Origin of the sequence: Azospirillum sp. A29 (assembly GCF_042604625.1) — a bacterium.
GTDB classification, from domain to species: domain Bacteria; phylum Pseudomonadota; class Alphaproteobacteria; order Azospirillales; family Azospirillaceae; genus Azospirillum; species Azospirillum palustre.
Genome location: NZ_CP170460.1, coordinates 864,803 through 887,916, shown reverse-complemented (window position 1 = coordinate 887,916; position 23,114 = coordinate 864,803). Strand labels below are relative to the sequence as shown.

Annotated in this window: 25 protein-coding genes and 5 pseudogenes; 18 read left to right on the top strand and 12 right to left on the bottom strand. The window is 62.7% G+C overall.

Annotation, left to right across the window (positions count from 1 at the left end; genetic code table 11):
• The first annotated feature begins 107 nt into the window (after positions 1-107).
• The gene (locus ABNQ38_RS03900; protein ID WP_377805785.1) at positions 108-746 is read left to right on the top strand and encodes a TetR/AcrR family transcriptional regulator; all 639 of its coding nucleotides are present in this window, start codon (positions 108-110) and stop codon (positions 744-746) included.
• A gap of 16 nt (positions 747-762) precedes the next feature.
• Here ABNQ38_RS03900 and ABNQ38_RS03895 read toward each other — a convergent pair whose 3' ends face one another.
• The gene (locus tag ABNQ38_RS03895) at positions 763-1,542 is read right to left on the bottom strand and encodes an IclR family transcriptional regulator (protein ID WP_377805784.1); all 780 of its coding nucleotides are present in this window, start codon (positions 1,540-1,542) and stop codon (positions 763-765) included.
• Positions 1,543-1,804: 262 nt separating this feature from the next.
• Between ABNQ38_RS03895 and ABNQ38_RS03890 the strand changes: the two genes are divergently transcribed.
• Together ABNQ38_RS03890 and ABNQ38_RS03885 are read left to right on the top strand one after the other, a co-directional pair.
• Positions 1,805-3,157, top strand: coding sequence for an MFS transporter (locus ABNQ38_RS03890; RefSeq protein ID WP_377805782.1), 1,353 nt, complete (start codon positions 1,805-1,807; stop codon positions 3,155-3,157).
• A 22-nt stretch (positions 3,158-3,179) separates the two neighbouring features.
• The gene (locus tag ABNQ38_RS03885; protein WP_377805781.1) at positions 3,180-4,136 is read left to right on the top strand and encodes a sugar phosphate isomerase/epimerase family protein; all 957 of its coding nucleotides are present in this window, start codon (positions 3,180-3,182) and stop codon (positions 4,134-4,136) included.
• Here ABNQ38_RS03885 and ABNQ38_RS03880 read toward each other — a convergent pair whose 3' ends face one another.
• Entirely contained in the window at positions 4,137-4,277 is a 141-nt protein-coding gene (locus ABNQ38_RS03880; protein ID WP_377805780.1) for a hypothetical protein, read from the bottom strand. It abuts the gene before it with no gap.
• 291 nt (positions 4,278-4,568) lie between these two features.
• Here ABNQ38_RS03880 and ABNQ38_RS03875 point away from each other — a divergent pair, with 291 nt between their 5' ends.
• Positions 4,569-4,817, top strand: a complete 249-nt coding sequence (locus ABNQ38_RS03875) for a hypothetical protein (protein WP_377805779.1) — start codon at positions 4,569-4,571, stop codon at positions 4,815-4,817.
• Between the two features lie 278 nt (positions 4,818-5,095).
• On the opposite strand, the pseudogene ABNQ38_RS03870 reads toward ABNQ38_RS03875, so the two are convergent.
• Together ABNQ38_RS03870 and ABNQ38_RS03865 are read right to left on the bottom strand one after the other, a co-directional pair.
• Positions 5,096-5,248 (bottom strand): annotated as a pseudogene (locus tag ABNQ38_RS03870) (IS5/IS1182 family transposase); the annotation flags it as partial.
• Between the two features lie 231 nt (positions 5,249-5,479).
• A pseudogene (locus ABNQ38_RS03865) lies at positions 5,480-6,210 on the bottom strand (IS5 family transposase).
• Positions 6,211-6,263: 53 nt separating this feature from the next.
• Between ABNQ38_RS03865 and ABNQ38_RS03860 the strand changes: the two are divergent.
• The 4 genes from ABNQ38_RS03860 to ABNQ38_RS03845 all read left to right on the top strand — a co-directional run bounded on the left by ABNQ38_RS03860 (position 6,264) and on the right by ABNQ38_RS03845 (position 9,972).
• Positions 6,264-6,401: a DUF2934 domain-containing protein gene (locus tag ABNQ38_RS03860; protein ID WP_377806217.1), complete on the top strand. Its 138-nt coding sequence runs from the start codon at positions 6,264-6,266 to the stop codon at positions 6,399-6,401.
• A gap of 660 nt (positions 6,402-7,061) precedes the next feature.
• Positions 7,062-7,970 carry an NAD(P)/FAD-dependent oxidoreductase gene (locus ABNQ38_RS03855; RefSeq protein ID WP_377805778.1) on the top strand — a complete coding sequence of 303 codons (909 nt, stop codon included), beginning with the start codon at positions 7,062-7,064 and terminating at the stop codon, positions 7,968-7,970.
• Between the two features lie 524 nt (positions 7,971-8,494).
• Entirely contained in the window at positions 8,495-8,914 is a 420-nt protein-coding gene (locus ABNQ38_RS03850; protein ID WP_377805777.1) for a pentapeptide repeat-containing protein, read from the top strand.
• Entirely contained in the window at positions 8,911-9,972 is a 1,062-nt protein-coding gene (locus ABNQ38_RS03845; RefSeq protein WP_377805776.1) for a putative zinc-binding metallopeptidase, read from the top strand. Before ABNQ38_RS03850 ends, ABNQ38_RS03845 begins: the two co-directional genes overlap by 4 nt.
• Before the next feature lie 38 nt (positions 9,973-10,010).
• On the opposite strand, the pseudogene ABNQ38_RS03840 reads toward ABNQ38_RS03845, so the two are convergent.
• The 7 genes and pseudogenes from ABNQ38_RS03840 to ABNQ38_RS03810 form a co-directional block, all read right to left on the bottom strand.
• Positions 10,011-10,202: pseudogene (locus ABNQ38_RS03840) on the bottom strand (hypothetical protein); the annotation flags it as partial.
• 6 nt (positions 10,203-10,208) lie between these two features.
• Positions 10,209-10,568 (bottom strand): hypothetical protein, encoded by a 360-nt coding sequence (locus ABNQ38_RS03835; RefSeq protein ID WP_377805775.1) that lies wholly within the window; start codon positions 10,566-10,568, stop codon positions 10,209-10,211.
• Positions 10,569-10,572: 4 nt separating this feature from the next.
• Positions 10,573-10,815: a hypothetical protein gene (locus ABNQ38_RS03830; protein WP_377805774.1), complete on the bottom strand. Its 243-nt coding sequence runs from the start codon at positions 10,813-10,815 to the stop codon at positions 10,573-10,575.
• On the bottom strand, positions 10,812-11,135 hold the full coding sequence (locus ABNQ38_RS03825; RefSeq protein ID WP_377805773.1) for a hypothetical protein: 324 nt from the start codon (positions 11,133-11,135) through the stop codon (positions 10,812-10,814). The genes ABNQ38_RS03830 and ABNQ38_RS03825 overlap by 4 nt, the downstream gene beginning before the upstream one ends.
• 366 nt (positions 11,136-11,501) lie before the next feature.
• On the bottom strand, positions 11,502-12,230 hold the full coding sequence (locus tag ABNQ38_RS03820; RefSeq protein ID WP_377805772.1) for a YsnF/AvaK domain-containing protein: 729 nt from the start codon (positions 12,228-12,230) through the stop codon (positions 11,502-11,504).
• A gap of 55 nt (positions 12,231-12,285) precedes the next feature.
• A complete protein-coding gene (locus tag ABNQ38_RS03815; protein ID WP_377805771.1) occupies positions 12,286-12,684 on the bottom strand; it encodes a YsnF/AvaK domain-containing protein in 399 nt (132 codons plus the stop codon).
• 37 nt (positions 12,685-12,721) lie between these two features.
• Positions 12,722-13,270: a hypothetical protein gene (locus ABNQ38_RS03810; protein ID WP_377805770.1), complete on the bottom strand. Its 549-nt coding sequence runs from the start codon at positions 13,268-13,270 to the stop codon at positions 12,722-12,724.
• Positions 13,271-13,616: 346 nt separating this feature from the next.
• Here ABNQ38_RS03810 and ABNQ38_RS03805 point away from each other — a divergent pair, with 346 nt between their 5' ends.
• The 8 genes from ABNQ38_RS03805 to ABNQ38_RS03770 all read left to right on the top strand — a co-directional run bounded on the left by ABNQ38_RS03805 (position 13,617) and on the right by ABNQ38_RS03770 (position 20,878).
• Positions 13,617-14,477: a PAS domain-containing protein gene (locus ABNQ38_RS03805; protein WP_377805769.1), complete on the top strand. Its 861-nt coding sequence runs from the start codon at positions 13,617-13,619 to the stop codon at positions 14,475-14,477.
• A complete protein-coding gene (locus ABNQ38_RS03800) occupies positions 14,399-14,806 on the top strand; it encodes a sensor histidine kinase (RefSeq protein WP_377805768.1) in 408 nt (135 codons plus the stop codon). The genes ABNQ38_RS03805 and ABNQ38_RS03800 overlap by 79 nt, the downstream gene beginning before the upstream one ends.
• 44 nt (positions 14,807-14,850) lie before the next feature.
• Positions 14,851-15,450, top strand: coding sequence for an exopolysaccharide biosynthesis protein (locus tag ABNQ38_RS03795; protein WP_377805767.1), 600 nt, complete (start codon positions 14,851-14,853; stop codon positions 15,448-15,450).
• Positions 15,451-15,896: 446 nt separating this feature from the next.
• On the top strand, positions 15,897-16,223 hold the full coding sequence (locus ABNQ38_RS03790; protein ID WP_377805766.1) for a hypothetical protein: 327 nt from the start codon (positions 15,897-15,899) through the stop codon (positions 16,221-16,223).
• Positions 16,224-16,285: 62 nt separating this feature from the next.
• Entirely contained in the window at positions 16,286-16,483 is a 198-nt protein-coding gene (locus ABNQ38_RS03785; RefSeq protein WP_377805765.1) for a hypothetical protein, read from the top strand.
• Between the two features lie 185 nt (positions 16,484-16,668).
• Positions 16,669-19,824, top strand: a complete 3,156-nt coding sequence (locus ABNQ38_RS03780) for a chemotaxis protein CheB (protein ID WP_377805764.1) — start codon at positions 16,669-16,671, stop codon at positions 19,822-19,824.
• A gap of 29 nt (positions 19,825-19,853) precedes the next feature.
• Entirely contained in the window at positions 19,854-20,186 is a 333-nt protein-coding gene (locus ABNQ38_RS03775) for a response regulator (RefSeq protein ID WP_377805763.1), read from the top strand.
• 116 nt (positions 20,187-20,302) lie between these two features.
• Positions 20,303-20,878: a chemotaxis protein CheB gene (locus tag ABNQ38_RS03770; protein WP_377805762.1), complete on the top strand. Its 576-nt coding sequence runs from the start codon at positions 20,303-20,305 to the stop codon at positions 20,876-20,878.
• A 76-nt stretch (positions 20,879-20,954) separates the two neighbouring features.
• On the opposite strand, the gene ABNQ38_RS03765 is transcribed toward ABNQ38_RS03770, so the two are convergent.
• The gene (locus ABNQ38_RS03765; RefSeq protein ID WP_377805761.1) at positions 20,955-21,410 is read right to left on the bottom strand and encodes a response regulator; all 456 of its coding nucleotides are present in this window, start codon (positions 21,408-21,410) and stop codon (positions 20,955-20,957) included.
• A 55-nt stretch (positions 21,411-21,465) separates the two neighbouring features.
• Here ABNQ38_RS03765 and ABNQ38_RS03760 point away from each other — a divergent pair.
• Both ABNQ38_RS03760 and ABNQ38_RS03755 read left to right on the top strand, forming a co-directional pair.
• Positions 21,466-21,621, top strand: a pseudogene (locus tag ABNQ38_RS03760) (IS5/IS1182 family transposase); the annotation flags it as partial.
• Positions 21,579-22,979: pseudogene (locus tag ABNQ38_RS03755) on the top strand (IS3 family transposase). The pseudogenes ABNQ38_RS03760 and ABNQ38_RS03755, both read left to right, overlap by 43 nt.
• The last annotated feature ends 135 nt before the right edge of the window (positions 22,980-23,114 follow it).

Below are 23,114 nucleotides of genomic sequence, written 5' to 3'. Positions count from 1 at the left end.
TCCGCCGCCCGATCTCATACTGCGATCCCATTGCGTCACCAATTTGTTTATCGATCGATAAACAATGTGGACTTGCGGCCGGCCCGTCAAGGACCTAGTGTCGCTCCATGGCGACACCCCCGACCAAACCTCCTCAGACGGCACCCCGGCCCCGGGGACGGCAGCCAACCTTCGACCGGAACGAAGCGCTCGACACGGCGCTCGATCTGTTCTGGCGGCACGGTTATGACGGGGTCAGCATCGCCGATCTGACGAAGGCGATCGGCATCGCGGCGCCAAGCCTGTATCACGCGTTCGGCAGTAAAGCCGATCTCTACCGCGAGGTGTTGCGTCGCTATGGTGCGAGCGGCATCGATCCCGATGAGATCGCCCAGGCGCCCTCGGGCTACGAGGCGGCTCGCTTGGTGCTTGAACGGGGCATCGCGGCGGTAACCATGCCAGGCAAGCCACTCGGCTGCATGATATCGAGCGGCATGCTGATGACCTCCGCCGCAAACGCCGATCTGGCAGCCGAGTTGAAGGCAATCCGCGCCACCACGCGCATGGCGTTGGAGCACCGCATCCAGCGTGATGTCGATGTCGGGCATCTTCCTACGACGACCGACGCGAGGGCGCTCGCCCGCCTCCATGCGACCGTCTTGCAGGGGCTTTCCGTACAGGCCCTGGACGGCGCCACCGCCGAGGAGCTGCATGCGGTGGCGGACCAGGCCCTCGCGGCATGGCCGGGCCGCCCGCCGCAGGGATGATCCGTTCCGGCCCGCCTCAGCGCTTGGCGGTGGTGAACAGGGGCGAACCGGCGGCAAGCAGAGAAAGTTCAGCTGCGGCCTCCTGCAGGATCGGCGCGATCCCCTCCATACGGGCCTCGGTCAGCCGGATCGTGGGGCCTGCGACGCTGACCGTTCCGACCACCCCGCCTTTGCGGAGGATGGGCACGGCCACCGCCGATGTGCCGGCTTCGTAAGCATCGACGACCATGGCGAAGCCGTTGCACCGGGCTCGTTGCAGAGCATGCAGAAGCTCCGCCATCGACCGGGGGGCGCCCGGGCCATAGCCCTCGCGCCGGATGCCCTGCCGCACCGCGATCGCCAGCGCGGCGTCGTCATCCATGCAGGACAGCCACGCCTGCCCATTCGCCGTGGCGACCAGATAGACCTCGGCCCCGTCGTCGGGATCGACCCGCAGCCCATGCTGCTTGCCCTGCGCCTTGGCCACCCAGGTCAGCTGGTCGCCATCGACGACCGCCAGCCGGACCAGTTCCCCGGTCGCCTCGGCCAGACGGTCGAGCACCGGCTGCGCGACGTCCGGAATGCCGTTGCCGACGAGATAGGCGAAGGCCAGTGTCACGATCTTCGCCGTCAGGCGATACGGCCCCCCGTCGCGATCCTGCCGGACATAGCCGGTTTCCTTGAGGTCGGCGAGCACACGGTGCGCGGCCGCCCGCGGGATGTCCAAGCGGTCGGCGATCTCCGCCAAAGGCAGCTCCGGGGGATGATGCGCAAGAAGATCGAGAATGGACAGCGCACGATCCCGGACGCTGGGCATGGGCAAGGTTCCTGATGAAACGGCGGGACGTTCCAGCTAAGCCGCCGTTCCGGTGGAGTCAAGTCGCGTTTCTGAAATACAATTCCAATTGAAATGCTATATCAGAATTGTTAGCGTGCCTCACGAACAAGTCGGGCCGCCGCTCCGGTCGAGCGCAGCAGGAACCCGGCCATGCGCCCGCCCGGCCGTATCCAATCAGGTGGATCGGTCGGGGGTCGCCAGCGGCAAACCAAAAACTCCGTCAATCAGAGGAAGCGCACCCATGTCCCAAGCGGCACGGCTCGACATCCAGGATTTCATAGACCGACGTCCGGTCGGCGGTTTTCAATGGAGGGTGCTGATCCTCTGCCTGATCGTGCTCGTTCTCGATGGCTTCGACATCGTCGCCATGGGCTTCATCGCGCCGGCTCTGGTGAACGACTGGCACATCTCCCGCGAAGCGCTGGCGCCGGTTCTCAGCGCCGGCCTCTTCGGTCTGGCGATCGGCGCGATCGCCGGCGGCCCGCTCGCCGACCGCTTCGGCCGGCGCTGGGTGATCATCGGCGCAATGCTCTTCTTCGGCGTGATGAGTCTGGCCTCCGCCTGGTCCACCGATGTGTGGACCCTCACGATCTTCCGTTTCCTGACAGGGCTCGGGCTCGGGGCGTCCCAGCCGAACGCCGCCACGCTGGTGTCGGAGTATGCACCGAAAGGGCGCCGGTCGTTGTTCGTCACGGTGGTCTACTGCGGCTTCACGCTCGGCGCGGCCGGCGGCGGCTTTCTCAGTGCCCAGCTGATCGGCTCCCATGGCTGGCAGTCGATCCTCGTCGTCGGCGGCATCGTGCCGATCCTGTTCGCCCTTGCCTATATCCTGCTGCTGCCGGAATCCATCCGGTTCCTGACCCTGCATCCGGAGCGGCGCGGGGCGTTGCTCGCCATCGTCAACCGGATCGCACCGGGTACGGCCGACGACCGGACGATGATCGTCATTCCGGAGCCCGTGCATCGCGGGCACAGTTCGGTCGGGCTGGTGATTTCGCGGCCTTATCTCCTGCCGACGCTGGCGCTCTGGGTCGGCCTGTTCATGAATCTACTGACCGTCTATTTGCTCAGCAGCTGGCTGCCGATCATGATCCGCGACGCCGGGTTCAGCATGACCGACGCGGCCTTGGTCGGCGCCATGATGCAGGTCGGCGGCACCCTTGGGAACATCACCATCGGCTGGGGCATGGACCGCTTCGGGCCGCACGTCACACTCGCCGGTATGCTGGCGGCGGCGGCGGCCTTCGCTCTGCTGATCGGCGTGGCGCCGGTCGACGTCGATCTGCTGATGGTGCTGGTCTTCGGTATCGGCTTCTGCATCAACTCGTCCAACACCGGCTGGACCGCGCTGGCAGCGCTCTTCTATCCGACGGAGATGCGCGCCACCGGCACCAGCGTGATGACCGGGATCGGCCGTTTCGGCGCGATCTTCGGAGCGACGGTGGGCGGACTCGTCCTCGGCGCCGGCTGGAGCTTCAGCCAGATCTTCATGTTCCTCAGCGTTCCTATCGGACTGGCGATGCTGGCGGTGATCGCCAAGGTCCGCGCCTCCGAGCGTTCGGCCGCCGCCGCCACGGTCAAGACGGTCCAATGAGCCCCATCACCGGAGACACGCTATGAAGGTCGGCATCGATTCCTACTGCTACCATCGTTTCTTCGGCGAGCTGTATGCGGGGCTGGAGCACCCCCCCGATCGAAGCATGTCGCTTCTCGACGTCGTCGACCGCGCCCATGCCTATGGAGCGGAGGGCGTGGCGCTGGAGTCCTTCATGCTCGGCGACCTCGACCCGGCCATGCTGAAGGACCGGCTGGACCGCTTCGACCTGTATCGGATGTGGGCCTGGGGCCATCCGCACGGACTTGGATCGGGAACCATGCCCGAAGCGCTGACGGATCTGACAAGGCACGTCGACATCGCCGCCGGTATCGGGGCCGATGTGATGCGCATCTGTGCCGGCGGGCGGCGCACCCGCAAGCTGACCTGGGCGGAGCACCGCCCGCTTCTTCTGCCGCTTCTCCACCGGGCTGCCGATTATGCCGGCGGCAAGGGGGTGGTGCTCGCCATCGAGAACCACGTCGACCTTTCGACCGATGAGATGCTGGATCTCGTCACCACCATCGACCATCCGGCACTCGGCATCTGCCTCGACACGGCCAATCAGTTGCGGATGTTCGAGGATCCGGCTGTCGCGGCGGAGCGGATGGCTCCGTATGCGCGTGCGGTACATTTCAAGGACGTCACGGCCTATCGCGGAAGCCCGCGGGAGTTCGGGTTCTGGCCAAGCGTCCCGACGGGGGAGGGCCTTATCGACTTCCCCCGCGTGCTGCGCGCGCTGGCGCGTGCCGGCTATGATGGGTTGCTGGCGTTGGAGCTGGATTATCTCCACCCTGCCTATAGCAGCGAGGATGACGTCATTGTCCGCAGTCTTGACCGGATGCGAGCATTGCACACATCCATGGGAGGCACCACCGCCCCGGATTGGCGGCGGGACACAAGCCCGAACCAAGATTATTCCAGCGACTTTAGTGCGCAAATGGGCGTGGCGGCGGATTCCACCGGGAAGGCGCGGTGATCAGGTGACCTTGCGGGTGGCCAGCATGCCCAAGCTGGTCATGATGTTCATGACCTTACAGCCGACGGTGGCCTCGTCCTTCTGGGCCGGCAGAGTCCGAGCCCGGATGCTGCGCCCGATCAGTTGCTTGTAGCGCATCATGGCCACCTCGCCCAAAGAGCGGCTTAGAAACGGTTTCCAGAATCCTTATCCGATGATCACCCTTCTAGAAACCTGCTGATCCGCCGTAGATTTCCTGTGCCTTTCGCGCAGATAAGGCAGAGACCGCCTTCGCCGCGACGAGGTGAGCGAGTTCAGGGAGTGAAAGCGGCTTACAGCACGGTTGGCAGTCACGGGAAAATACATGCCGAAATATTGCATGTCTGGTAAACGGTTTTTTCTGGCATGACAAAAACGATATTATAATTTTGATCTTCCCGAATGGGAGAAGTCATGGATTATAAACTTAGTTGCTATATCACTTTGTCGTCAGCCCCAGAGCATGGGGAGGCAAGGGAGAAGTTGATTAAAGCCGTGCATACGTTCGAAGCCGATCTGAGGCAAGCGGGCATCGGCTATGTTCTTGACCTTCAAAACATCCGGCAAGCCCGTACCGTGATCCATAGCGTGCACGCTGGCACGGAAATACGGAGAGCCGCCGCCGAGCCGGATGAGGACGCGCCCTTAGGTGGCCACGAATAGTGCGTTGAAGTTCTGGGAAAACAGTTATGGCTCTCAGTTTTGGGCTCTGACCCCATAAGAGACGGTTCCCAGAACTTACCTTTGAAGTCCCCGTCGCAGAAACCTGCTGATTTGCCATTGGTTTCCCATGTCCTCGGCATGAGGAGGCCAAGGTAGCAGAGTTGGTGGCGGGGGATTATCGATCGGATCAAGGATCTGGCTCTTGACTATCGCCCTGCTCACCGCCGCTACCATCTTCTTTATTACCAGATGCTTCGCCGGGTTCTGAAAACCGTGCCTAAGCGCAGCATCAACCCGGCCTTGATCGCGATGGCCGAGTAGCGCGCCGGCCGACCACGCCGTCCCGTCTTGGTCGGCGTCGAGGCGGCGATCGCCTCCGGCGTCACCCAGATCGTCTGGTCTCCACGCCGGCGCAGCGCGACGTCGTAAGCTGGACTTTGGCCAATATTCGATCCCCAGGCTGGCGGTGCGAGATGCCGCCGGCCGCTGGAAACCGCGCTGAAGTGCTGACAAGTGTGCGTCAGCTTTAAGATTGTAAAGTAGTTTTAGCTTGTCGCGGTCTCGGTTGCATATTGAGAAAATTCACGTACACCGCAGGACCTCAAGGTTTCCCGTGCTCCATGCCCGCTTCATGATGCGCAAAGACGAGCTAGGGTCCGGACTCATAACCAGTAGGCGACGATTGCCACGATGTGAACTGCGGCCATGAAGTTTGTGGTGGACCGGTCGTAACGGGTGGCGATGCGCCGGAAATCCTTGAGGCGTCCGAACATGCGCTCGATGACGTTACGGTTCCGGTAGAGGTAGGGAGAGAAGCAGTTTTTCCAGCGCTTGTTGGCGCGTGGCGGAATGTTGGGCGCGGCTCCGGCCTCTTCGATCTTCCGGCGAACAGCGGCACTGTCGTATCCCTTGTCGCCGTGCAGGAGATCGGTGGCGGGCATCCGGTCGAGCAGACGGTCGGCGGCGGTGCAGTCGGCGATCTGACCGCCGGTCAACAGGAAGGCGAGCGGCCGACCACGCTGATCGCTCAGGGCGTGGATTTTGGTGGTTCGTCCGCCTCGGGACCGTCCGATGGCCTGGGCGCGCTCCCCCCTTTCCCGCCGCTCGCCGAACGATGGGCACGGACCGCCGTGGAGTCGATCATCACCTGAGCCGGTGGGCCACCTGCCGCTGCCAAGGCATGGAAGATGTCCTCCCACACGCCCTTGGCCGCCCAGCGGACGAAGCGGTTGTAGAGCGTCTTGCGGGGGCCGTAGACCGGCGGTGCATCCGCCCAGCGCCCGCCCGACTTCAGCACATGGACGATCCCACTGATCACACGGCGATCATCCACGCGCGGCTTACCTCGGGTGTCACGCGGAAGGTGCGGCTCAAGCCGTCCGAACTGCTCCACCGTCAACCAGAACTGACTGTCGTTCACCAAAATGCCCCTTTCCGAGGCGTTGAATCACAACGGTTCCCTGCGGGAAACGCTCTTTATGGGTCCGGACCCTAAGAGCTTATCAAATTTGGCAAGAAGAAAGCAGGCCAGAGGGCAGACAAGAAGAATATTGGCTTCGCGCTCGAGAGCTTATCGAAGCATAAGCCAAATCATCCCGCCCACCGACGCATTCTCGTGGACATCGCAGATAACAAATAAAAGCGACATCCCACTGGCATCTTACAAATATATGAGCACATAAGAACATAAATTTAGGCTAAAATAAAGATTTATTCATTTATTTGCCCTGCAGGTGGGGAATTTTGCTCCGGACGGCTTGTTTCGAAAGTGTGGTTGGTAGAGGTGAAGCGTGGCGCAAATAGGGTTTTCGCCTGTTGATGAGATACCCCTCCCAGTTGGATACCGCCGATGTACACCCGCAGATCGCCGTCCGGTTGGTACCTATGCCGCCGGCCAAGCCCTGAGTGACGATCAATACGGCCTGATCGAGCCGCTGCTCCCGCCGGCGAAACTTGGCGGTCCTCCTCGCAGTACGGACATAGGCCGGTTGCTGGATGCGCTGTGTGGATCGGCATCCAAGCCCGACCAGCACCAAAATCTTGCTATCTTATTGATATTACTAAAGGATTTATTTTGGAAGGCAGCCTTTGCGCCGGCGCAGGGCCAACCAGCAATGAGATTTCTCTACGAAAATCAATGATGTATGCCGCATCCCGTATGGCCGTGGTTGGGCGCCGATCCACATCCCAGTTTATGACCGTAAGGGCGTTCGATGCGTTCGCCCTGGCACAAGGCGAGAAACCATGCTCCCCATGCTCGATTGCCTGATCGTCGGCGGTGGCCCCGCCGGTCTTACCGCCGCCATCTACTTGGCGCGTTACCGCCGCATCGTGCAAATCGTGGACGAGGCGAAAAGCCGCTGCGCCTGGATCCCGACGTCCCACAACCTCGCCGGTTTCACAGGAGGCATCAAGGGCATCGACCTTTTGGCCCGTATGCGCCTTCAAGCTGAAACCTATGGCGTGCGCATGACAGCAGGCTCGGTCCGCTCGCTGGAAAAACACCCGTCCGGCATCGGCTTTCGGGCCACGCTCGGTGATGGGCAGCAGATCGAGACGGACAGGGTTCTTCTCGCCACGGGCGTGATCGACGCGCAGCCCGCTATGCCCGGCTTGTGGGATGCCATGCAGCGGGGCCTGATCCGGGTCTGCCCCATCTGCGACGGCTACGAGGTCATCGATCACCGCATCGCTGTCCTCGGCCATGGCGCGAAGGCCGTCAAGGAAGCCCTTTTTATCCGCACCTACAGCCCTCATGTCACACTTCTGACCATTGACCAACCGATGCACCTCACACGGGAGGACCGCGTCCGTCTTGAAGGGGCGGGTATCGGGATTGAGGAAGAGCCCGTGACTGAAGTCGTCCCCGATGCTGTGATCACGCGGGTGGTCATGCAGAGGGGACGGGTTCTCACTTTCGACACGCTCTACGCGGCGCTTGGAACGCTCGCCCGTTCCACTTTGGCGGAAGGGTTGAAGGCCAAACTGGACGCTGAGGGACGATTGATCGTGGATCGGCATCAGCGCACCTCCGTTCCCGGTTTTTACGCAGCCGGAGACGTGGTCTCGACCCTGAACCAAATTGCGGTCGCCATGGGTGAAGGAGCGATTGCCGCCACGGCGATCCACAATGACCGGCGCCAGCACGCATGATCGCGTCTGGATGTGAAGCCTACCACCTTGCATGAGGCAAGCCGGCGCCGGCGCTCTTTCCAATCAGCTCCTGAAAAGCAATTTTGCCCTCGGTCATCGTCGTCAGCGTACCGGTTGGCGGTCCACGAGCAACCTCAACCTACCGAAGACACGCGACAACCGCCGCCCATTCTTCGCTTTCGCGAAAAGTCTATCGGATGGCGGCTTGGTCTGGATCGACGGCGAACATGGTGTCCTCGGAACAGGGTTGCCGCACGAGCCTCTGTCCCGAAGACCGATGGCAACTGCGGTTTACAGCCCCTTGCGAAGACGTATCCAGCGTTCATCCACGCACTGCGGCGGCGATACCGATCATCAGCACAACGATCAACCCCACCTCGCTGAGGAAGCCGCCAGGATAGAATGTAGCAAGACAAGTTGCCGAAGTCAGGCGCCAAAGCACGGCATGCTTTTTCTCACGTGGACGGCGTCGCTTTTCCCCTGTTGTCCAGGGGGAAGCATCTTCAGCCGCGGAGTCAGCCTTGATGCCAAATACCAGAAACGCCGGTCCGGACGATCTGTCCTCCCTGTTGGAGAGGCACCGCCTCTGGGTCGCGACAGACGGCACCCACGGGGAGCGAGCAGACCTACGCGACCTCGATCTGGTCGGTCGCTCCTTCTGGCGAGCCGATCTGCGCCGGGTTCTCCTCGACCGTAGCGATCTTGCAGGGGGCAACCTCGATCATGCCAACCTGGGGGAAGCTTCCCTTCAGGGAACCCGCTTGGCGAGCGCTTCGCTCTGGCAAGCCAATCTCGGGAAGGCCGATCTCCGGGGTGCCGACCTGCACGGAGCGAAGCTCGACCATGCCGACCTGCGTGGAGCGACGCTCACCGGTGCCGATATGGACGGCGTCTCGCTGGAACACGCCCTGCTGGGCGATGCCGGCTGCGATATCTGCTCATGAAGATTTTCCACTGCCAGCACTGCGGCCAGATGGTGTATTTCGCGAACACGCGCTGTGAGCGTTGCGGCCACCGGCTAGGCTACAGCGTGGACCTTGCTGTGCTGAGCGCACTCGTGCCGTTGGCGAACGATGACTGGCATGTGCTGGCGGACCCCGCCCATCCCGCACGCTTGTGCGCCAACGCCGTCCATGACGTGTGCAACTGGCTAATTCCGGCCGGGAGCGTCACCCCCTTCTGCCGAGCCTGCCGGCTCAACCGCACGATCCCGGACCTCGACAACTGGGAAAACCGTTTGCGTTGGCAAAGCCTGGAAACCGCGAAGCACCGTCTCGTCTATGGCCTCCTAAGGCTTCGGCTCCCTCTGACGAACCGGTTCGACGATCCTAAGGCGGGCCTAGCCTTTGATTTCCTCGCCAACTCGGGCAGGATGGGAGAGCCGTGTGCACCGATCGTTACGGGCCATGCCAAGGGGCTGATCACGATCGACATCGCCGAAGCAGATGATGCCGAGCGGGAGCGACACCGTCAGGACATGGTCGAGTCCTACCGCACGCTGCTCGGTCATTTCCGCCACGAGGCTGGACATTACTACTGGGATCGACTGGTCCGCAGCGGCCCGTGGCTCGCGGGTTTCCGCGAGTTGTTCGGCGACGAACGTCAGGATTACGAGGCCAGCTTGGCGAGGCATTATGCCGGGGGACCCCCTGATGATTGGCGGCAGCGGTTCGTGAGCGGCTATGCCAGCGTCCATCCATGGGAAGATTTTGCGGAAACTTGGGCGCACCACCTGCACATCGTGGACACGTTGGAAACGGCGGACGCCTTCGGCATGCGCATCCAGCCCCGGGGTGAACTCGATCCAGCACTCGCCATGGCGATCGAGTTCGACCCTTACCACCAGCGCGACTTCGACGCTCTCATGGGCGCATGGCTGCCGCTGACCTACGCGGTCAACAGCCTTAACCACAGCATGGGTCTGCCGGATCTCTACCCCTTCGTCCTGGCCCCGACAGCCATCGGCAAATTGCGCTTCGTTCATGGCCTGATCTTTCGCTGAGCGTTGCCGACGGCGCCGACGACGTCAAGCCGACGACCGGCCACGGGCAACGCCCCTTCTTCGCGAAGGATGTCGAAGGTTGGACACGGCGTGAGGCAGTTCCCAAAGTCCCGGTACTGGCAACTCTCCTCCACCCAGAGGTCGCCCGCCCGCAATCCGTCACGCAGTTCAGGCAGCGCGCAGATTTCCTGAGCTTTCCGGTCGAAGCCCTCCTTGATGACGAAGAGGCGCCCCGCTTACGCTTGGCCGGCCACCACTGCATCCGAAGTCATGGTGTCCAGGGTCCTCCAAGGCGATGGGACCGGTGTGCGGGCGCGTTCGCGGCGCGGCAGCAGGGCGATCCGATGCAGATCCTCCACCCAGGGGGACGGGTAGCTGTCGGTTCCGAAGATCCAGACGATGGCAGTGCCGCCTTCTATCGTCCGCAGCAGCACGCGGGCATCATGGCCGTCCTTGCCGGCATGGTTGGCGGCCTGCACCGCGGCGATCAGGGCGCCGACCTGTCCGTTGGGGAAGGGGCCGTAGCGCTCCCCCTCCAGCCCGATGAACCAGCCATCCGTCCGGCACGACACGATGTAATGGGCTGAGAGACTCATGAGGTCACAGCTCCTTGAGGGCGGTTGCGCCAGCCACGGCGCGGGCCATGGTGAGACGGGTCAGCACGGCTCCCCGCATCAAGCTGGCTTGTCCGGGCGGCGAAAAAGCGGGGGGAAGAAGGTCGGATGGCGTGTCGTGGAACGCGGGATGCCACCGGCGCTCGGCGTTCGTCCAGCGCAGCTGTTCGCGCAGCACGTCGGCGCCGTGGGGACATCGCCCTTCGATGGTGTGGAACAGCGGTGTCATGGGCGTTCCTCCGGTGCGGATGTGGGCGTCAGGAAGTCCGCCATGCCTGGAACCGCTGGATGCGGTGAGCCGGCAATCGCCTGCGACACTCCGCCGATACCCGCACAGCACCAGCAGACATGGCAGCGTTCCCCTGCGGCCGACTGCGCCAGCACGACGCTGGCGAAACCGAGCCGTTCCGCCGCCCGCGCTTCGCGAATGGCTTTAGCAAGCGCATTGGCCTGGTTGGCGCAGGGCGGATAGACGAACCCATCCACACGGACGATCCAGCCGGTGTGGGTTTTCAGAATGAAGAAGGCAAGCCTGGTGCGGGTATCCATGGGGCGGTCTCCGATGTGGACCGGTTCGTGTCGGCAATGGCAGCGGCCATGCCGTCCGGATCGAGTCACACCAGGACGGGTCTCGGATTTGCGGACCACAGCAAAAAAGAGCAAGACTGGGGTGGCTTCATTAAACTGAAATGGTGATCCACAAGACAGTCCGCAATGGAAATTATAAAAAATCCTGGCTATCGATGATTTATTATCAATCGACCTCCTTGTTTATTTGCTCTGAATTTTCAAAGAAGGGGCGCTGAAAACTCCGCGAAATCTCAACCGCCCCCGCAATTCATTACACCACAGATCAAGTCGGCTGCGGCGGGAGGCGGCCGGATCGCCGCCCCGTCAGGGTATGCGCGCTTTGGGTCAGCGCTTGTTGCCGGACTTGCCGCCGACGGGCTCCACCTTGACGTCGGTGCGGCGAGCGCTCGCCTCCACGGTCTTTTCCCGTTCGGAAGCCGTCTTGGACAACACGACTTCCTCGACGACGCGGGCTTCCTTGGTGATCTCCGGCGTTTCGGAGGTTGCCGTCAGTTCGACGGTCTTCTCGCCGAAGGCGGCCTTCTCCTCGTCGGGGCTCAGGGGGCGGTCAACCTTGCGGTGTTCTACATCCACCGTCTCGTCGCGCAGCGTGACGGTGTCCTGGACCGGCGTCTCGGTGACCTCGGAGGTGAGCTTCACCCCACCCTTGGAGACCCGGCGCTTGCCGATCTCAACCTCCTCCTTCACCGATTGGAGGGTCTCCTGCTCGACGGTGCCGCCATTGCGCGCCTTTTGGGCCGGCTTATGCACTGCGGGAGCCTCGGGCAGGTCGATGGTCCCATTCTCGTCGAGGATCGCCTCCGCCGCATCGGCATCCTGGTCGGCGATATCGGCCGCAACCAGGGTATGGCCCTGACGGAGGGCAGCGCCATACTGTTCCGCCAGTTCCTTCTCGAAGCCGTGCCCCAGCAGGCTCCGGGCGGCCTTGTCGGCGCTGTCGGCGCCATCGAAGGTCTCGATGTCTGTTTCCTGGCAGCCCGCGGCGATCAGGGCCTGGAAGGCCTTCTTGGCGGAACCGGTTTCCTTGTAAAGTCCAACGACGATCGTGCTCATGATGTTCTCCAGTGGGATTTCGACAGTTTGGGATTTTTGAAGCGGTCCGGGCCGGTCAGGCCTCTGGGTCGTTTGGCGCGGGATCCTGGTCGATCACCACATCCTGACGGCGCAGCGTGACGTGTTCGGTCATCCTGCGGCTTTCGGTGCGGCGGGTGATCCGGACCTCTTCCACCAGCTTCAGGCGGACCTCAACGACCGCCACCTCCTCGATCACCGAGATGACGGTGGTGTCGCCATCCTGGCGATCGGGGATCGGACCATCGACGAAGCGTCCGATAGGCACCCGCTCGACCTTCAGCGCCTCCACCGACAGGTCGGCTTCGACCGTCTCTTCCCGCTCATGGCTGAGGGTGCGGGCGCGGACGGTCCCGGTGACCTGCCGGCGCTTGGCGACGCCCACCTGCTCTTCGACGGTGAGAAGCGTCTGCGTCTCGTTTTCCGAACTGGTCAACGGAGGTCCTCCTGCGGTTCTTGACGGGCCGGAGCGGTCAGGCGTCGGGATGCGGCGGGTTGTGGTTGGCATCCTGGGTCAGACGGGACGCGGCCTGGGCGACGCGGACATTGACCTCGAAGAAGGCGAGCCATCCGCCGAGCAGGTAGCGGCTCCCCGCCGTCACGATGTCTTGCGGGCCACGAGCCTTGAGCATGCCGCCCATCATCTCGTTCTGACGCTCGACGGCCTGGTTCATGAAGGAAACTGCTTCCGAAAAGGCCGTCCCATAGTTGGCCATCAGGGCACCGCCGAGTGCCATCGCCCGATCGCCCCCGTCATCGACGCCCTGGTTGAGAGCGCGGTTGAACCTTTGGCCGGCGGCCTGGACGGTTTCCGGGAAGCCCTGGGTGCCCGAGGTGCCGGGCAGCTTCGGCGGCCAGGGCCTCGGCTGCTGGTCGAAGCCTCGGCCGGCTTTCGGCGCATGCTCCTGGCTGACGCTTCGGATGGTGGCGCCGTTTGACGCATCCTTGCCCACCGGAGTTTCGTCGCTTGCACTGTGAATGGTCGGGTGGGGAGTGGGAGGGTTGTGTGTGCCGTCGTCCATATCAATTCCATATCTGTTCGGGTCGGGTGTCCGGGAGCGCTGTGCTCAACCTTGATCGCTTAGACATATATTATGCTGCACCGCAAAAATTCAATGTCTCTATAAATAACGTTTAGAAATTTCCGCGATTAATCGCATAATAAAAAGAAGGTGTTCTTTTGATTATTTTCGAGCTGAGCTTGTATGTATGCAGGAAGCCTAGGAAATATCATAGGAGCATTCATTGATATATTTGTCTCTCTCTGGGGATTGGGCCACGGAATGGGCTCTGCACCTCTTCGCCTGGGAAGGCTGCGCTGTGCAGCTATATCCTTTCAGCAGAAACGGTTGGACCAGGGAGCATTGCATGCCCGGTAATTCCCGCGACCAGAAGGACGCAGAGAAGATGGTGAGGGAGGAAGAGGCGCGTGGCGGCCCCTTTGTGGTCGCCGCGGAATCAACTCTGATGCCAATGCTGATCGCCGATCCGACCCTGCCGGACGTCCCGATCGTCTTTGTCAATGCCGCCTTCCTCAGACTGAGCGGCTACGCGCGGGAGGAGGTGCTGGGCAGAAGCTATCACCTCCTGTCCGGCTCTGACACCGACCCGGAGGTCGCGCGCGCCATCGACCTCGCCCTGCGCGCCGGGGAAGCCATCGTGCGTCCGGTGCAGCTTTACCGGAAGGACGGAAAGGAGTTGTGGGTGCTCCAGCATGTCGCTCCCGTCTTCGAGGGGGACCGCATCCGCCATCACTTCGCGTCCTTTGTCGACATCACCGCCCGCAAGGCGGCAGAGGATGAATTGCGGCAGCTCAATGAGGAGTTGGACCGCCGCGTCGCGCTACGCACCGCCCGGCTGGACGAACTCAACCGTCAGCTCGCCGCCGAGGTGGAGCGTCGCGTCGACGTGGAGCGGGTGCTCCTCAACACCCTTCACGACAAGGACATGCTGCTGCGCGACAAGGACGACCTGATGCGGGAGGTAAACCATCGGGTCAAGAACACCTTGCAGATGGCGTCGTCCTTCCTGCGCATCCAGTCGACCGCCACCGGAACCCAGGAGCCGGCCGTGCAGGAGGCATTGCGTAGCGCGGTGGAGAGGCTGGATCGCATGTCCGAGATCCATGAGAAGCTCTACCGGGCGCAGGGATGCAGGAGATCGAATTCGGCGGGTATCTGGGGATCCTGTGCCGCGACCTGCTGGCGTCCTTCCAGGCGGAGAGCCTGAAGGTGGCCCTGGATATCGACGCCGACGAAGCATTTCTGAAGCCGGACCAGGCCATCCCGCTCGCCCTGATCGCCAACGAGGCGATGATCAACGCATTGAAATATGCGTTCCCCGACGGCCGGTCCGGCCGCATCGCCATCTCGTTTCGCCACACCTCGCGCAGTCTTCTGCGCATGAGCATCAGCGACGATGGCGTCGGCATGCCCGAGAACCGGCGTCCCGGTTCGCTCGGCTTCACCTTGATCGAGTTGCTGGCCGAGCAGATCGACGGCGGCGTGACCGTCAGTTCCGACAAGGGCACGACCGTCACGGTGTCGATCCCGGCATGAACCGGCCCGGTGCCGGCGGCCGGAAAGGTGGGAACGGCGCGGCCATGGACCCGGTCATAAACCCGCATGTTCCGACATCCGAGATTCTGCGCAGCTTGCTGGCCGAGGCTCCTGTCGACTTCGTGACGTTCGGCTGGCTGCTGGACAAGCTCCACACCCGGTCTTTCGGCATCGTTCTGCTGCTGCTGGCGCTGATCGGGCTGGCGCCGGGAACCTCGCCGATCGTCGGCCTGCTGCTGACGATTCCGGCGATTCAGATGATCCTGGCGCGGGAGAGTCCGGCCTTCCCCCGGATCATCGCGTCACGGCGCTTTCCGACACCACGTCTGGTCCGTCTGGTTGATCGGGCCGTGCCGCTGTTGAGGCGGATGGAGACGGTCATACGCCCGCGATGGAAGACCCCGTTCGAAGCGACGAAGCGCGTGGTCGGCTTGGTCGTTCTCGCGCTGACCAGCGTCTTCTTCATTCCGATTCCGCTGAGCAACATCGTCCCCGCCGTGACGATCATGCTGATCGCCCTGGCCTATCTCGAAGAGGACGGGGTGTTGCTGGCATTGTCGTTGGCGGCGGCGGCCGGCGTGATCCTGGTCGCGGCCTTCACCGTCTGGCAGTCGGTCTCGGCGGTCCGCTTCATGGCTTCTTGAGCGGCGCGGCCGATTTCCAAAAGCAATCGTGGGCAGACGCCGCGGTGACGGAAACAGGCAGGGTCATGGCCCAAATGGATTGGATTATAGATATTCAGCGATTTCGATCATAATAAAATATTCCATCCCATCTTCAAAACTAAATATTTGGCAGGGAGGCGATCATGGCGCTTAGGCATATGACATTGTCGGAGTGGAGGACTTCGGAGCGTGCGGCCTGGGCGGTGTCCGCACCGAAATGGAAGAACATGGCTTACCTGACGCTTGGCATATCGGTCGGCTTTCGTGCAGAGGTTCTGTTCTCCGGCTTCGGCGCATAGCCCGTCCGCTTCCAACCGCTCCACCCCGACATCGTGTCGCGATCGTCAGGTCACTCGTCCGGCCGGCGGTCTGACCTGCGGAGCACCCCGAGGAAATCCGCCGGGCACGCATGGGAGCACCCTTCGATGACCACAGCATTCATCCGCACCACCACTAGGACCGTCACCTTCAGCCATCCCTTTTCCTTGAGCAGCGTCGAAGGGATGCAGCCGGCGGGAAGCTACGTCGTGGAGACCGACGAGGAGCTGGTCGACTCGCTCTCCTTCCCCGTGTACCGGCGCACCGCGACCTGGCTGCATCTGCCGCGTTCCGGTGGAAGCGCCACCGGGGGAATGGCCATGTCGCAGACCGCGCGCATCGACCCGGATGAGTTGGATCGGGTTTTGAAGGCGGGGGAGACGGAAAGCCTCGGTCACCAGGATGACCATCACGACAAGGAACGCGCAGGATAACGTTCGTGCCGTCCTTGACAAGGCTACTCTATACCGGAGCATGCCAAAGAGGAGGGATCGTCATGCAAGCCGCCCATCTGAAAAGCCGCTCGTCGTCAGTCCATTTCCTGCACGGGAAGATGTTCATCGAGACCGCGTCCGTGCTTCCGGCAATCATGGGGATTGCCGATGAGCGTCAACGCCAGCGGGAGGGCAGTTCCCAGCTCCGCGGTTGGGACGACGATGGTGGTGTGCAACCGCAGGAGAATGCTAAAGAGTGAACCGGCCGTTGGCGTCGGAATTTGGAGTCGATGGCAGGGAAGTACGCCGACCGGGACGGCGGGCTGCCGTACCGGGGGTCGTACCAGTTGAGATATAGAGAAACATCCTGTCAGCCAGCACGCCATCACCGGCATCCTCCAAGGACATTGGTCCGGTCCGTCAGGATTTGCGGAAAGGCAGCAGCATGAGTGACAAGGCATCCTTCCCAATCGTCGGGATCGGCGCATCCGCTGGCGGGGTGGAGGCCTTGGAGGGACTTTTCCGTGCCTTGCCGGCCGACAGCGGCATGGCCTTCGTGGTCGTCACCCATCTGGCGCCGGAGCACGAAAGCCTGCTGGCGGAGATCATCGGCCGATGCACGCCGACACCGGCACGCCAAGCCCGTGACGGAGATGCGGTCGAACCCAACCGCATCTACACCCTGCAACCCGGAACCCTGCTGACCATCGACAGCGGCCGGCTCCGTGTCCGGCCGGACAATGCCGCCCATCGCGATCGCAACCCGATCGACCTCTTCCTCAACTCCCTCGCCAGCGACTGGGGGGAAAGGGCCGTCGGCATCATCCTGTCGGGCAGCGGCAGCGACGGCACCCTGGGCGTCAAGGCGATCAAGGAGCGCGGCGGCTTCACCATCGCGCAGGGTCAGGACGGCATCCCGCGTCATGACGGAATGCCGAACAGCGCCATCGCCACCGGCGTCGTCGACCTTGTCGCCCCGGTGGAGACGATGGCGGCGACGCTGGTGGACTACACACGAACCGCCACGCCGCTGGGCGACCTGACGAACGAGAAGGAGGTGCGCGAGGATGCGCGGCTGGAGGCGGCGCGCCGAAGCATCACCACCATCCTGCGCAACCAGATCGGACACGATTTCCGCGGCTACAAGCACAACACCTTTCTGCGCCGGGTCCAGCGCCGGATGCAGGCCCTGCGGCTGTCGGACATCGACAGCTATGTCGGCTATCTGCGGGAGGATCGCACCGAGGCCGCGGCGCTGTTTCGCGACCTGCTGATCGGCGTCACCACCTTCTTCCGCGACAGCGAGACCTTCCAGGCGCTGGAGGAGCTGGTCATCCCGCAGCTGTTCGCCGGAAAAAGCGCCGGTGATGCGGTGCGCGTCTGGGTTCCCGGCTGCGCCACCGGCGAGGAGGTGTATTCCATCGCCATGCTGCTGTCCGAGCATGCGGAAACGCTCCACTCCGTGCCGAAGATCCAGGTCTTCGCCACCGACATCGACGAGCATGCCCTGGAGGTGGCGCGCACCGGCCGCTATCCCGCCAGTCTGGCGCGGGATGTCCGGACGGACCGGCTCAAGCGCCACTTCATCGAAGACGGCACCAGCTATCTCGTCCGCAAGGAGGTGCGGGACCTGTGCATCTTCTCGGCGCACAGCATCGTCCGCGACCCGCCGTTTTCGCGCATCGACCTGATTTCCTGCCGCAACCTGCTCATCTACCTGGGGGTGGAGCTTCAGGAACAGGTCATCCCGATGTTCCACTATGCGCTGCGTCCCAGCGCCTATCTGTTCCTCGGCGTGGCCGAGACGATCGGGCAGCATCAGGCCCTGTTCGCGCCCATCGACAAGAAGCACCGCCTGTTCCGCCGGCAGGACACCGTCTCGGCGACGATTCCCTTCGCCTTGGCGGACCATGGCGGCCGCTCGGCCCGCGGAGGGGCTGAGACGCTCCGCTCCATCCAGTCCAATGCCGCCAACCTGCGCGGGCTTGTGGAGGCGCGCGTTCTGGAGCGCTTCGCCCCGGCCCATGTCGTCGTCAACCAGAATGGCGAGGTGGTCTATTACTCCGCCAACACCGGTAAGTATCTTCAGGCGCCTCTGGGCGCCCCGAACCGTCAGCTTCTGGCGATGGCCCGCAAGGGATTGCGGCTGGATCTGCGCGGCGCCCTTCACGAGGCGATGCAGACCCACAAGCCGGTGACCCGCAAGCACCTTGCGGTGGAGGTGGACGATCGCGTCCAGTTGCTGGATCTGACGATCGAACCGCTCGACCGCGGGGAGGAACCCTTCTTCCTGGTGCTGTTTTCCGATGTCGGCCGTCCGAGTCCGCCGGAGGAAATTTACGGCAAGGAGAGCCAATGGGGTCAGGATCCGGTTGCGGTGGAGCAACTGGAGCGTGAACTCCGCGACACCAAGGAACGTCTTCAGAGCACCATCGAAGAATACGAGACCTCGCTGGAGGAGCTGAAGTCCGCAAACGAGGAGCTCATCTCGGTCAATGAGGAGCTGCAATCGACCAATGAAGAGCTGGAAACGGCCAAAGAGGAAACCCAGTCCGTCAACGAAGAACTCCACGCCGTCAACATCGAACTCAACGGCAAGGTGGAGGAGCTGGACCAGTCCAACAACGACCTCCAGAATCTGTTCAACAGCACCCAAATCGGGATCGTCTTCCTGGACCGGTCCCTGCTGATCAGGAGCTTCACGCCGGCGGTCACCCGGATTTTCAATCTGATCGCGAGCGACCGCGGTCGCCCGCTGACCGACATCGTCAGTCATCTCGCCCGGCTGGATCTGGACCACGACCTCGACCAAGCCCTTTCGGGGTCGGAGCCGGTGGAAAAAGCGGTCCGCTCGCGGGACGGCACCAGACACTACATCATGCGCATCCTGCCTTACCGGAACGCCCGCAACGATCTGGAGGGCCTGTTGCTGACCTTTGTGGATGTCACGTCGCTCAAGGAGGCCGAGGAGCAGCAGCGCCAGCTGATCGGCGAACTCGACCATCGGGTCAAGAACATGCTCGCCGTCGTGATCGCCCTGGCCCAGCAGACGCTGAAGGCGATTGCCGAGAGACCGGAATGCACGGCGTTTCTCGGGCGCCTGCAGGCGGTTGCCAGCACCTATGATCTGCTGACCCGCGACGGTTGGGGGAATATCCCCCTGCTCGACATCGTGCTCAACGAGGCGAAGCCCTATGCCGGCAACGAAGGACGGTTCGTTGTTGACGGGCCTGCCGTTCAGCTCCGGCCCAAGGCCGCGCTGGCGCTCGGCATGGTGATCCACGAACTGGTGACCAACGCCGTGAAATACGGCGCATTTTCCGTGGCGGAAGGGCGCGTCGTCGTGACCTGGGAATTCGGGCAAAGGGATGCCGATGCGGGGCTGCTTGTACACTGGCACGAGATAGACGGTCCGGCGCTGTCGCCGCCCTCCCATCATGGCTTCGGTTCCAAACTGATCACCCAGCAAATCCGCTACGAACTGCGTGGCGACGCTACGGTCGATTACCGTCCGACCGGCCTTGAGGCGACCTTCACCATACCGATCGCCCAACTGAGGAGCGACGACGAAGCTCCCGACCCCCGTGAGAACGCCCGGTGACCGGAAAGCGGCTGGACGGCTGCCGGATCGTGATCGTCGAGGACGAATTGCTGATTGCCATGGCGTTGGAGGAAATTCTGCAGGATGCGGGAGCCACCATCGTCGGCATGGCCGGCTGCGTGGTGGATACGCTGGCGCTGATCGAGCGGGAAGATTTCGGTGCCGCCGTCCTGGATGCCCGCCTGGATGACGAGCGGGGGACCACCATCGCAGACGCGCTCGAAGCCAGCGCAAAGCCCTTCGTCTTCCACTCCGGATATGGGCCGGAGCATTTGCCGCCACAGCACCGGCACCGGCCGTTGCTCCGCAAACCCTCCGATCCTGCTGCCATTGTCCGCGTGCTCTGCAATGCCATCGCCTGAATGGGGAACAGCGAATCCGGGCATGGCGGGAAAATTCGAAAGTGACGATGCCGGATGGCCGCGTCCGCTGTTGATCGACGATAGTGATGGGCGGAACCGAACGGTACGAGTCCGGCATGGATCGGCAGACCAGGGACATTGTCGTTGTGGCGGCCTCCGAGGGTGGCGTTCAGGCGCTCCAACGGTTGGTCAGTCAACTTCCTGCTGACTTGGCTGCGACCCTGTTCGTCGTCGTCCACATCGGCGCCAACCGCCCCAGTCTTCTGCCCCATCTCTTGAGCCGAGCCGGGCCGATGCCGGCCCATCATCCCGTTCATGGCCAGCCCATCGAACGCAGCCGGATCTACGTCGCGCCGCCCGACCTCCACATGCGGCTACAGCCGGGGATCATCCACCTCGATCATGGCCCCAAGGTCCGCCACACCCGCCCGGCCGCGGACCCGCTTTTCGAATCAGCGGCGGAGACATACGGGTCGAGAACGGTCGGGGTTGTGCTGACGGGCGGAGATTTCGACGCAACGACGGGAGCCAGAGCCATCAAGGCGCATGGCGGCCTTATGATCGTTCAGCAACCGCATGAGGCCGAAGCGCCGTCGATGCCGCTCAGTTCACTCCGTGACGATCACCCGGACTACGTCCTCTACATCGACGAAATGCCATCGCTTATCGTGGATCTGGTCAAAGGGACATAGGGCGCTCGCATCGAGCAATATTGAATATTTAATCCAATTAGATATTTATTGCGATGAGATGCCCGTCCATCTTCAGTTATTTCATCGCTTCATGCAACGCTTGTATGACAGTGGACGAAAGCGACGGCTTACGGAGCAGGGTACGATGACGGTGGGAGCTTGGCAGATGCTCCGGACCATATCCAGAATGAAAAACAAAGGGGACGCCCCGTGCGTCCAAAGCCTCAGCAACGGCGGTGGCCGGTTCTTCGTCCAATCTGGCATCCAGAAGCGCAACATCGAAGGTTTCGGCTTCGATCAGAGCGAGAGCGTCCACGGTTGAAGCGGCAAGCCGAACCACACTGGCGCCTGCCTCCAGGACTGCCGCCTCCAATACGACGGTGACGAGGAACTCGTCTTCAACGATGAGGACACGACGGTCGTTCAGCAGCCTTCCAGACATCCGCAACTCTCCTGTTTCGGGATTTTCCCAGAAGATAAGCCAGTGGTCACCGATGTGTTGCCGGGCAAAAGCAATAGCCCCGCGTGCCAATGGAGCTCTCTTTTTCCATATTGGCAATAATAACTACCACTACTATAACTAGTAGATGCCTGCCACCGACCTCCTGCATGGCGACAAGGGATACGGCAGCGCCGCTGTTCGCCGGAAGATCGAAGAGGCTGGGGCCGCGCCCAACATTCCGCCACGCGCCAACAAGCGCTGGAAAAACTGCTTCTCACCCTACCTCTACCGGAACCGCAACGTCACTTCACAGCGGCAGAGATGCTGCGGATTCTGAGCGAGACGGATCGGGCGGCGGACACCGGCGGGATCGCCGCCATTCTGCGCCGGGAAGGTCTTTACTCGTCGGCCCTGACCGACTGGCACCGACGGCGTGATGCCGGTGCCTTCGAGGCGTTGAAGCTGCTCAAGCGCGGGCCGAAGACGGCCCCCGCCAACCCGCTGGAGGCAGAGTTGGCCGAGGCTCGTCAGGACATCGCCCGGCTCCAGCGCCGTCTGGACCGGGCCGAGGCGGTCATCGACGTTCAAAAAATTTTCCGACCTTCTGGGGATTGCCTTGCCATCCGCGGACAGCGACGAGACGCGGCAATGAACGCGACCACCGCCTTGCCGGCTGACCGCGGTCTTGTGAGCGCGGCCTGCGTCGCCGTGGGTGTCGCCCGCGCCAGCGTCCATCGGCATCGGACCCGGCGGCTGGCTGGCCGGGAGCCGATGCCACGCCCCCGGCCGCGACCGCTGCGGGCGCTCGCGGCTCAGAAGCGCCAGACGGTGCTCGCCCTTCTGCGTGAGCCGCACTTCGTCGATCTTGCCCCGGCGGAAGTCTACGCCACCCTACTCGATGAAGGCGTCTATCATTGCTCCATCCGCACCATGTACCGTCTGCTGGCCGAGCATGACGAGGTCCGGGACCGCCGCGACCAACTCCGTCATCCGGTCTATCGGAAGCCCGAATTGCTGGCCAAGGCCCCCCAATGAGGTCTGGTCCTGGGACATCACCAAGCTGATGGGGCCGATGAAGTGGTCTTATTACTATCTCTACGTGATCCTCGACATCTTCAGCCGCCGCGTTGTCGGCTGGTGCATTGCCGACGCCGAGAGTGCCACCCTGTTCAAGGCGCTGTTCGAGGAGACGCTGGCCAAGAACGCCGTTCCCCTGGGCCAATTGACCCTGCACGCCGATCGCGGCGGCCCGATGAAGGCCAAGGCGACCGCCCTCCTACTCGCCGACCTCGGCGTCACCAAATCGCACGGCCGGCCCTAACCTCCAACGACAATCCGTTCTCGGAAGCCCACTTCAAGACCCTGAAATATCAGCCGGAATTCCCCAAGCGCTTCGGCGGCATCGAGGATGCCAGGGCCTTGCCGTGACTTCTTCACTTGGTACAACCGGGACCACCATCATGCCGGGATCGGCCTGATGACACCCGACCAAGTCCATTACGGGCAACTGACGCCGTCCATGCCATCCGCCAGGAAACCCTCGACCGCGCCTTTCGCCGCACCCCGGAGCGCTTCGTTCGCAAAGCCCCCGAACCGCCCGCCAAGCCCATCGAAGCCTGGATCAATCCACCGCAAAAGCCGGAAAGCATACAAGCTTAATTCATAACTCGGGCTGTCTCACATTCGTTGACACGTTCCGTCGCGATTTCATTCAGGGTAGCGGTTATGGAATCTGCTCAAACCGAACCATGTCCGCTCAGCATGATCGTTGCCTCGCCTGGACACGGAGCAACC

What these genes read in the sequence shown, in the direction of transcription:
- ABNQ38_RS03880 (WP_377805780.1), bottom strand. Translation starts at nt 4,277, where the DNA reads ATGATGCGCTACAAGCAACTGATCGGGCGCAGCATCCGGGCTCGGACT.
- ABNQ38_RS03885 (WP_377805781.1), top strand. Translation starts at nt 3,180, where the DNA reads ATGAAGGTCGGCATCGATTCCTACTGCTACCATCGTTTCTTCGGCGAG.
- ABNQ38_RS03900 (WP_377805785.1), top strand. Translation starts at nt 108, where the DNA reads ATGGCGACACCCCCGACCAAACCTCCTCAGACGGCACCCCGGCCCCGG.
- ABNQ38_RS03850 (WP_377805777.1), top strand. Translation starts at nt 8,495, where the DNA reads ATGCCAAATACCAGAAACGCCGGTCCGGACGATCTGTCCTCCCTGTTG.
- ABNQ38_RS03895 (WP_377805784.1), bottom strand. Translation starts at nt 1,542, where the DNA reads ATGCCCAGCGTCCGGGATCGTGCGCTGTCCATTCTCGATCTTCTTGCG.
- ABNQ38_RS03855 (WP_377805778.1), top strand. Translation starts at nt 7,062, where the DNA reads ATGCTCCCCATGCTCGATTGCCTGATCGTCGGCGGTGGCCCCGCCGGT.
- ABNQ38_RS03825 (WP_377805773.1), bottom strand. Translation starts at nt 11,135, where the DNA reads ATGGATACCCGCACCAGGCTTGCCTTCTTCATTCTGAAAACCCACACC.
- ABNQ38_RS03820 (WP_377805772.1), bottom strand. Translation starts at nt 12,230, where the DNA reads ATGAGCACGATCGTCGTTGGACTTTACAAGGAAACCGGTTCCGCCAAG.
- ABNQ38_RS03810 (WP_377805770.1), bottom strand. Translation starts at nt 13,270, where the DNA reads ATGGACGACGGCACACACAACCCTCCCACTCCCCACCCGACCATTCAC.
- ABNQ38_RS03780 (WP_377805764.1), top strand. Translation starts at nt 16,669, where the DNA reads ATGAGTGACAAGGCATCCTTCCCAATCGTCGGGATCGGCGCATCCGCT.
- ABNQ38_RS03890 (WP_377805782.1), top strand. Translation starts at nt 1,805, where the DNA reads ATGTCCCAAGCGGCACGGCTCGACATCCAGGATTTCATAGACCGACGT.
- ABNQ38_RS03790 (WP_377805766.1), top strand. Translation starts at nt 15,897, where the DNA reads ATGACCACAGCATTCATCCGCACCACCACTAGGACCGTCACCTTCAGC.
- ABNQ38_RS03795 (WP_377805767.1), top strand. Translation starts at nt 14,851, where the DNA reads ATGGACCCGGTCATAAACCCGCATGTTCCGACATCCGAGATTCTGCGC.
- ABNQ38_RS03845 (WP_377805776.1), top strand. Translation starts at nt 8,911, where the DNA reads ATGAAGATTTTCCACTGCCAGCACTGCGGCCAGATGGTGTATTTCGCG.
- ABNQ38_RS03785 (WP_377805765.1), top strand. Translation starts at nt 16,286, where the DNA reads ATGCAAGCCGCCCATCTGAAAAGCCGCTCGTCGTCAGTCCATTTCCTG.
- ABNQ38_RS03770 (WP_377805762.1), top strand. Translation starts at nt 20,303, where the DNA reads ATGGATCGGCAGACCAGGGACATTGTCGTTGTGGCGGCCTCCGAGGGT.
- ABNQ38_RS03800 (WP_377805768.1), top strand. Translation starts at nt 14,399, where the DNA reads ATGCAGGAGATCGAATTCGGCGGGTATCTGGGGATCCTGTGCCGCGAC.
- ABNQ38_RS03830 (WP_377805774.1), bottom strand. Translation starts at nt 10,815, where the DNA reads ATGACACCGCTGTTCCACACCATCGAAGGGCGATGTCCCCACGGCGCC.
- ABNQ38_RS03875 (WP_377805779.1), top strand. Translation starts at nt 4,569, where the DNA reads ATGGATTATAAACTTAGTTGCTATATCACTTTGTCGTCAGCCCCAGAG.
- ABNQ38_RS03835 (WP_377805775.1), bottom strand. Translation starts at nt 10,568, where the DNA reads ATGAGTCTCTCAGCCCATTACATCGTGTCGTGCCGGACGGATGGCTGG.
- ABNQ38_RS03805 (WP_377805769.1), top strand. Translation starts at nt 13,617, where the DNA reads ATGCCCGGTAATTCCCGCGACCAGAAGGACGCAGAGAAGATGGTGAGG.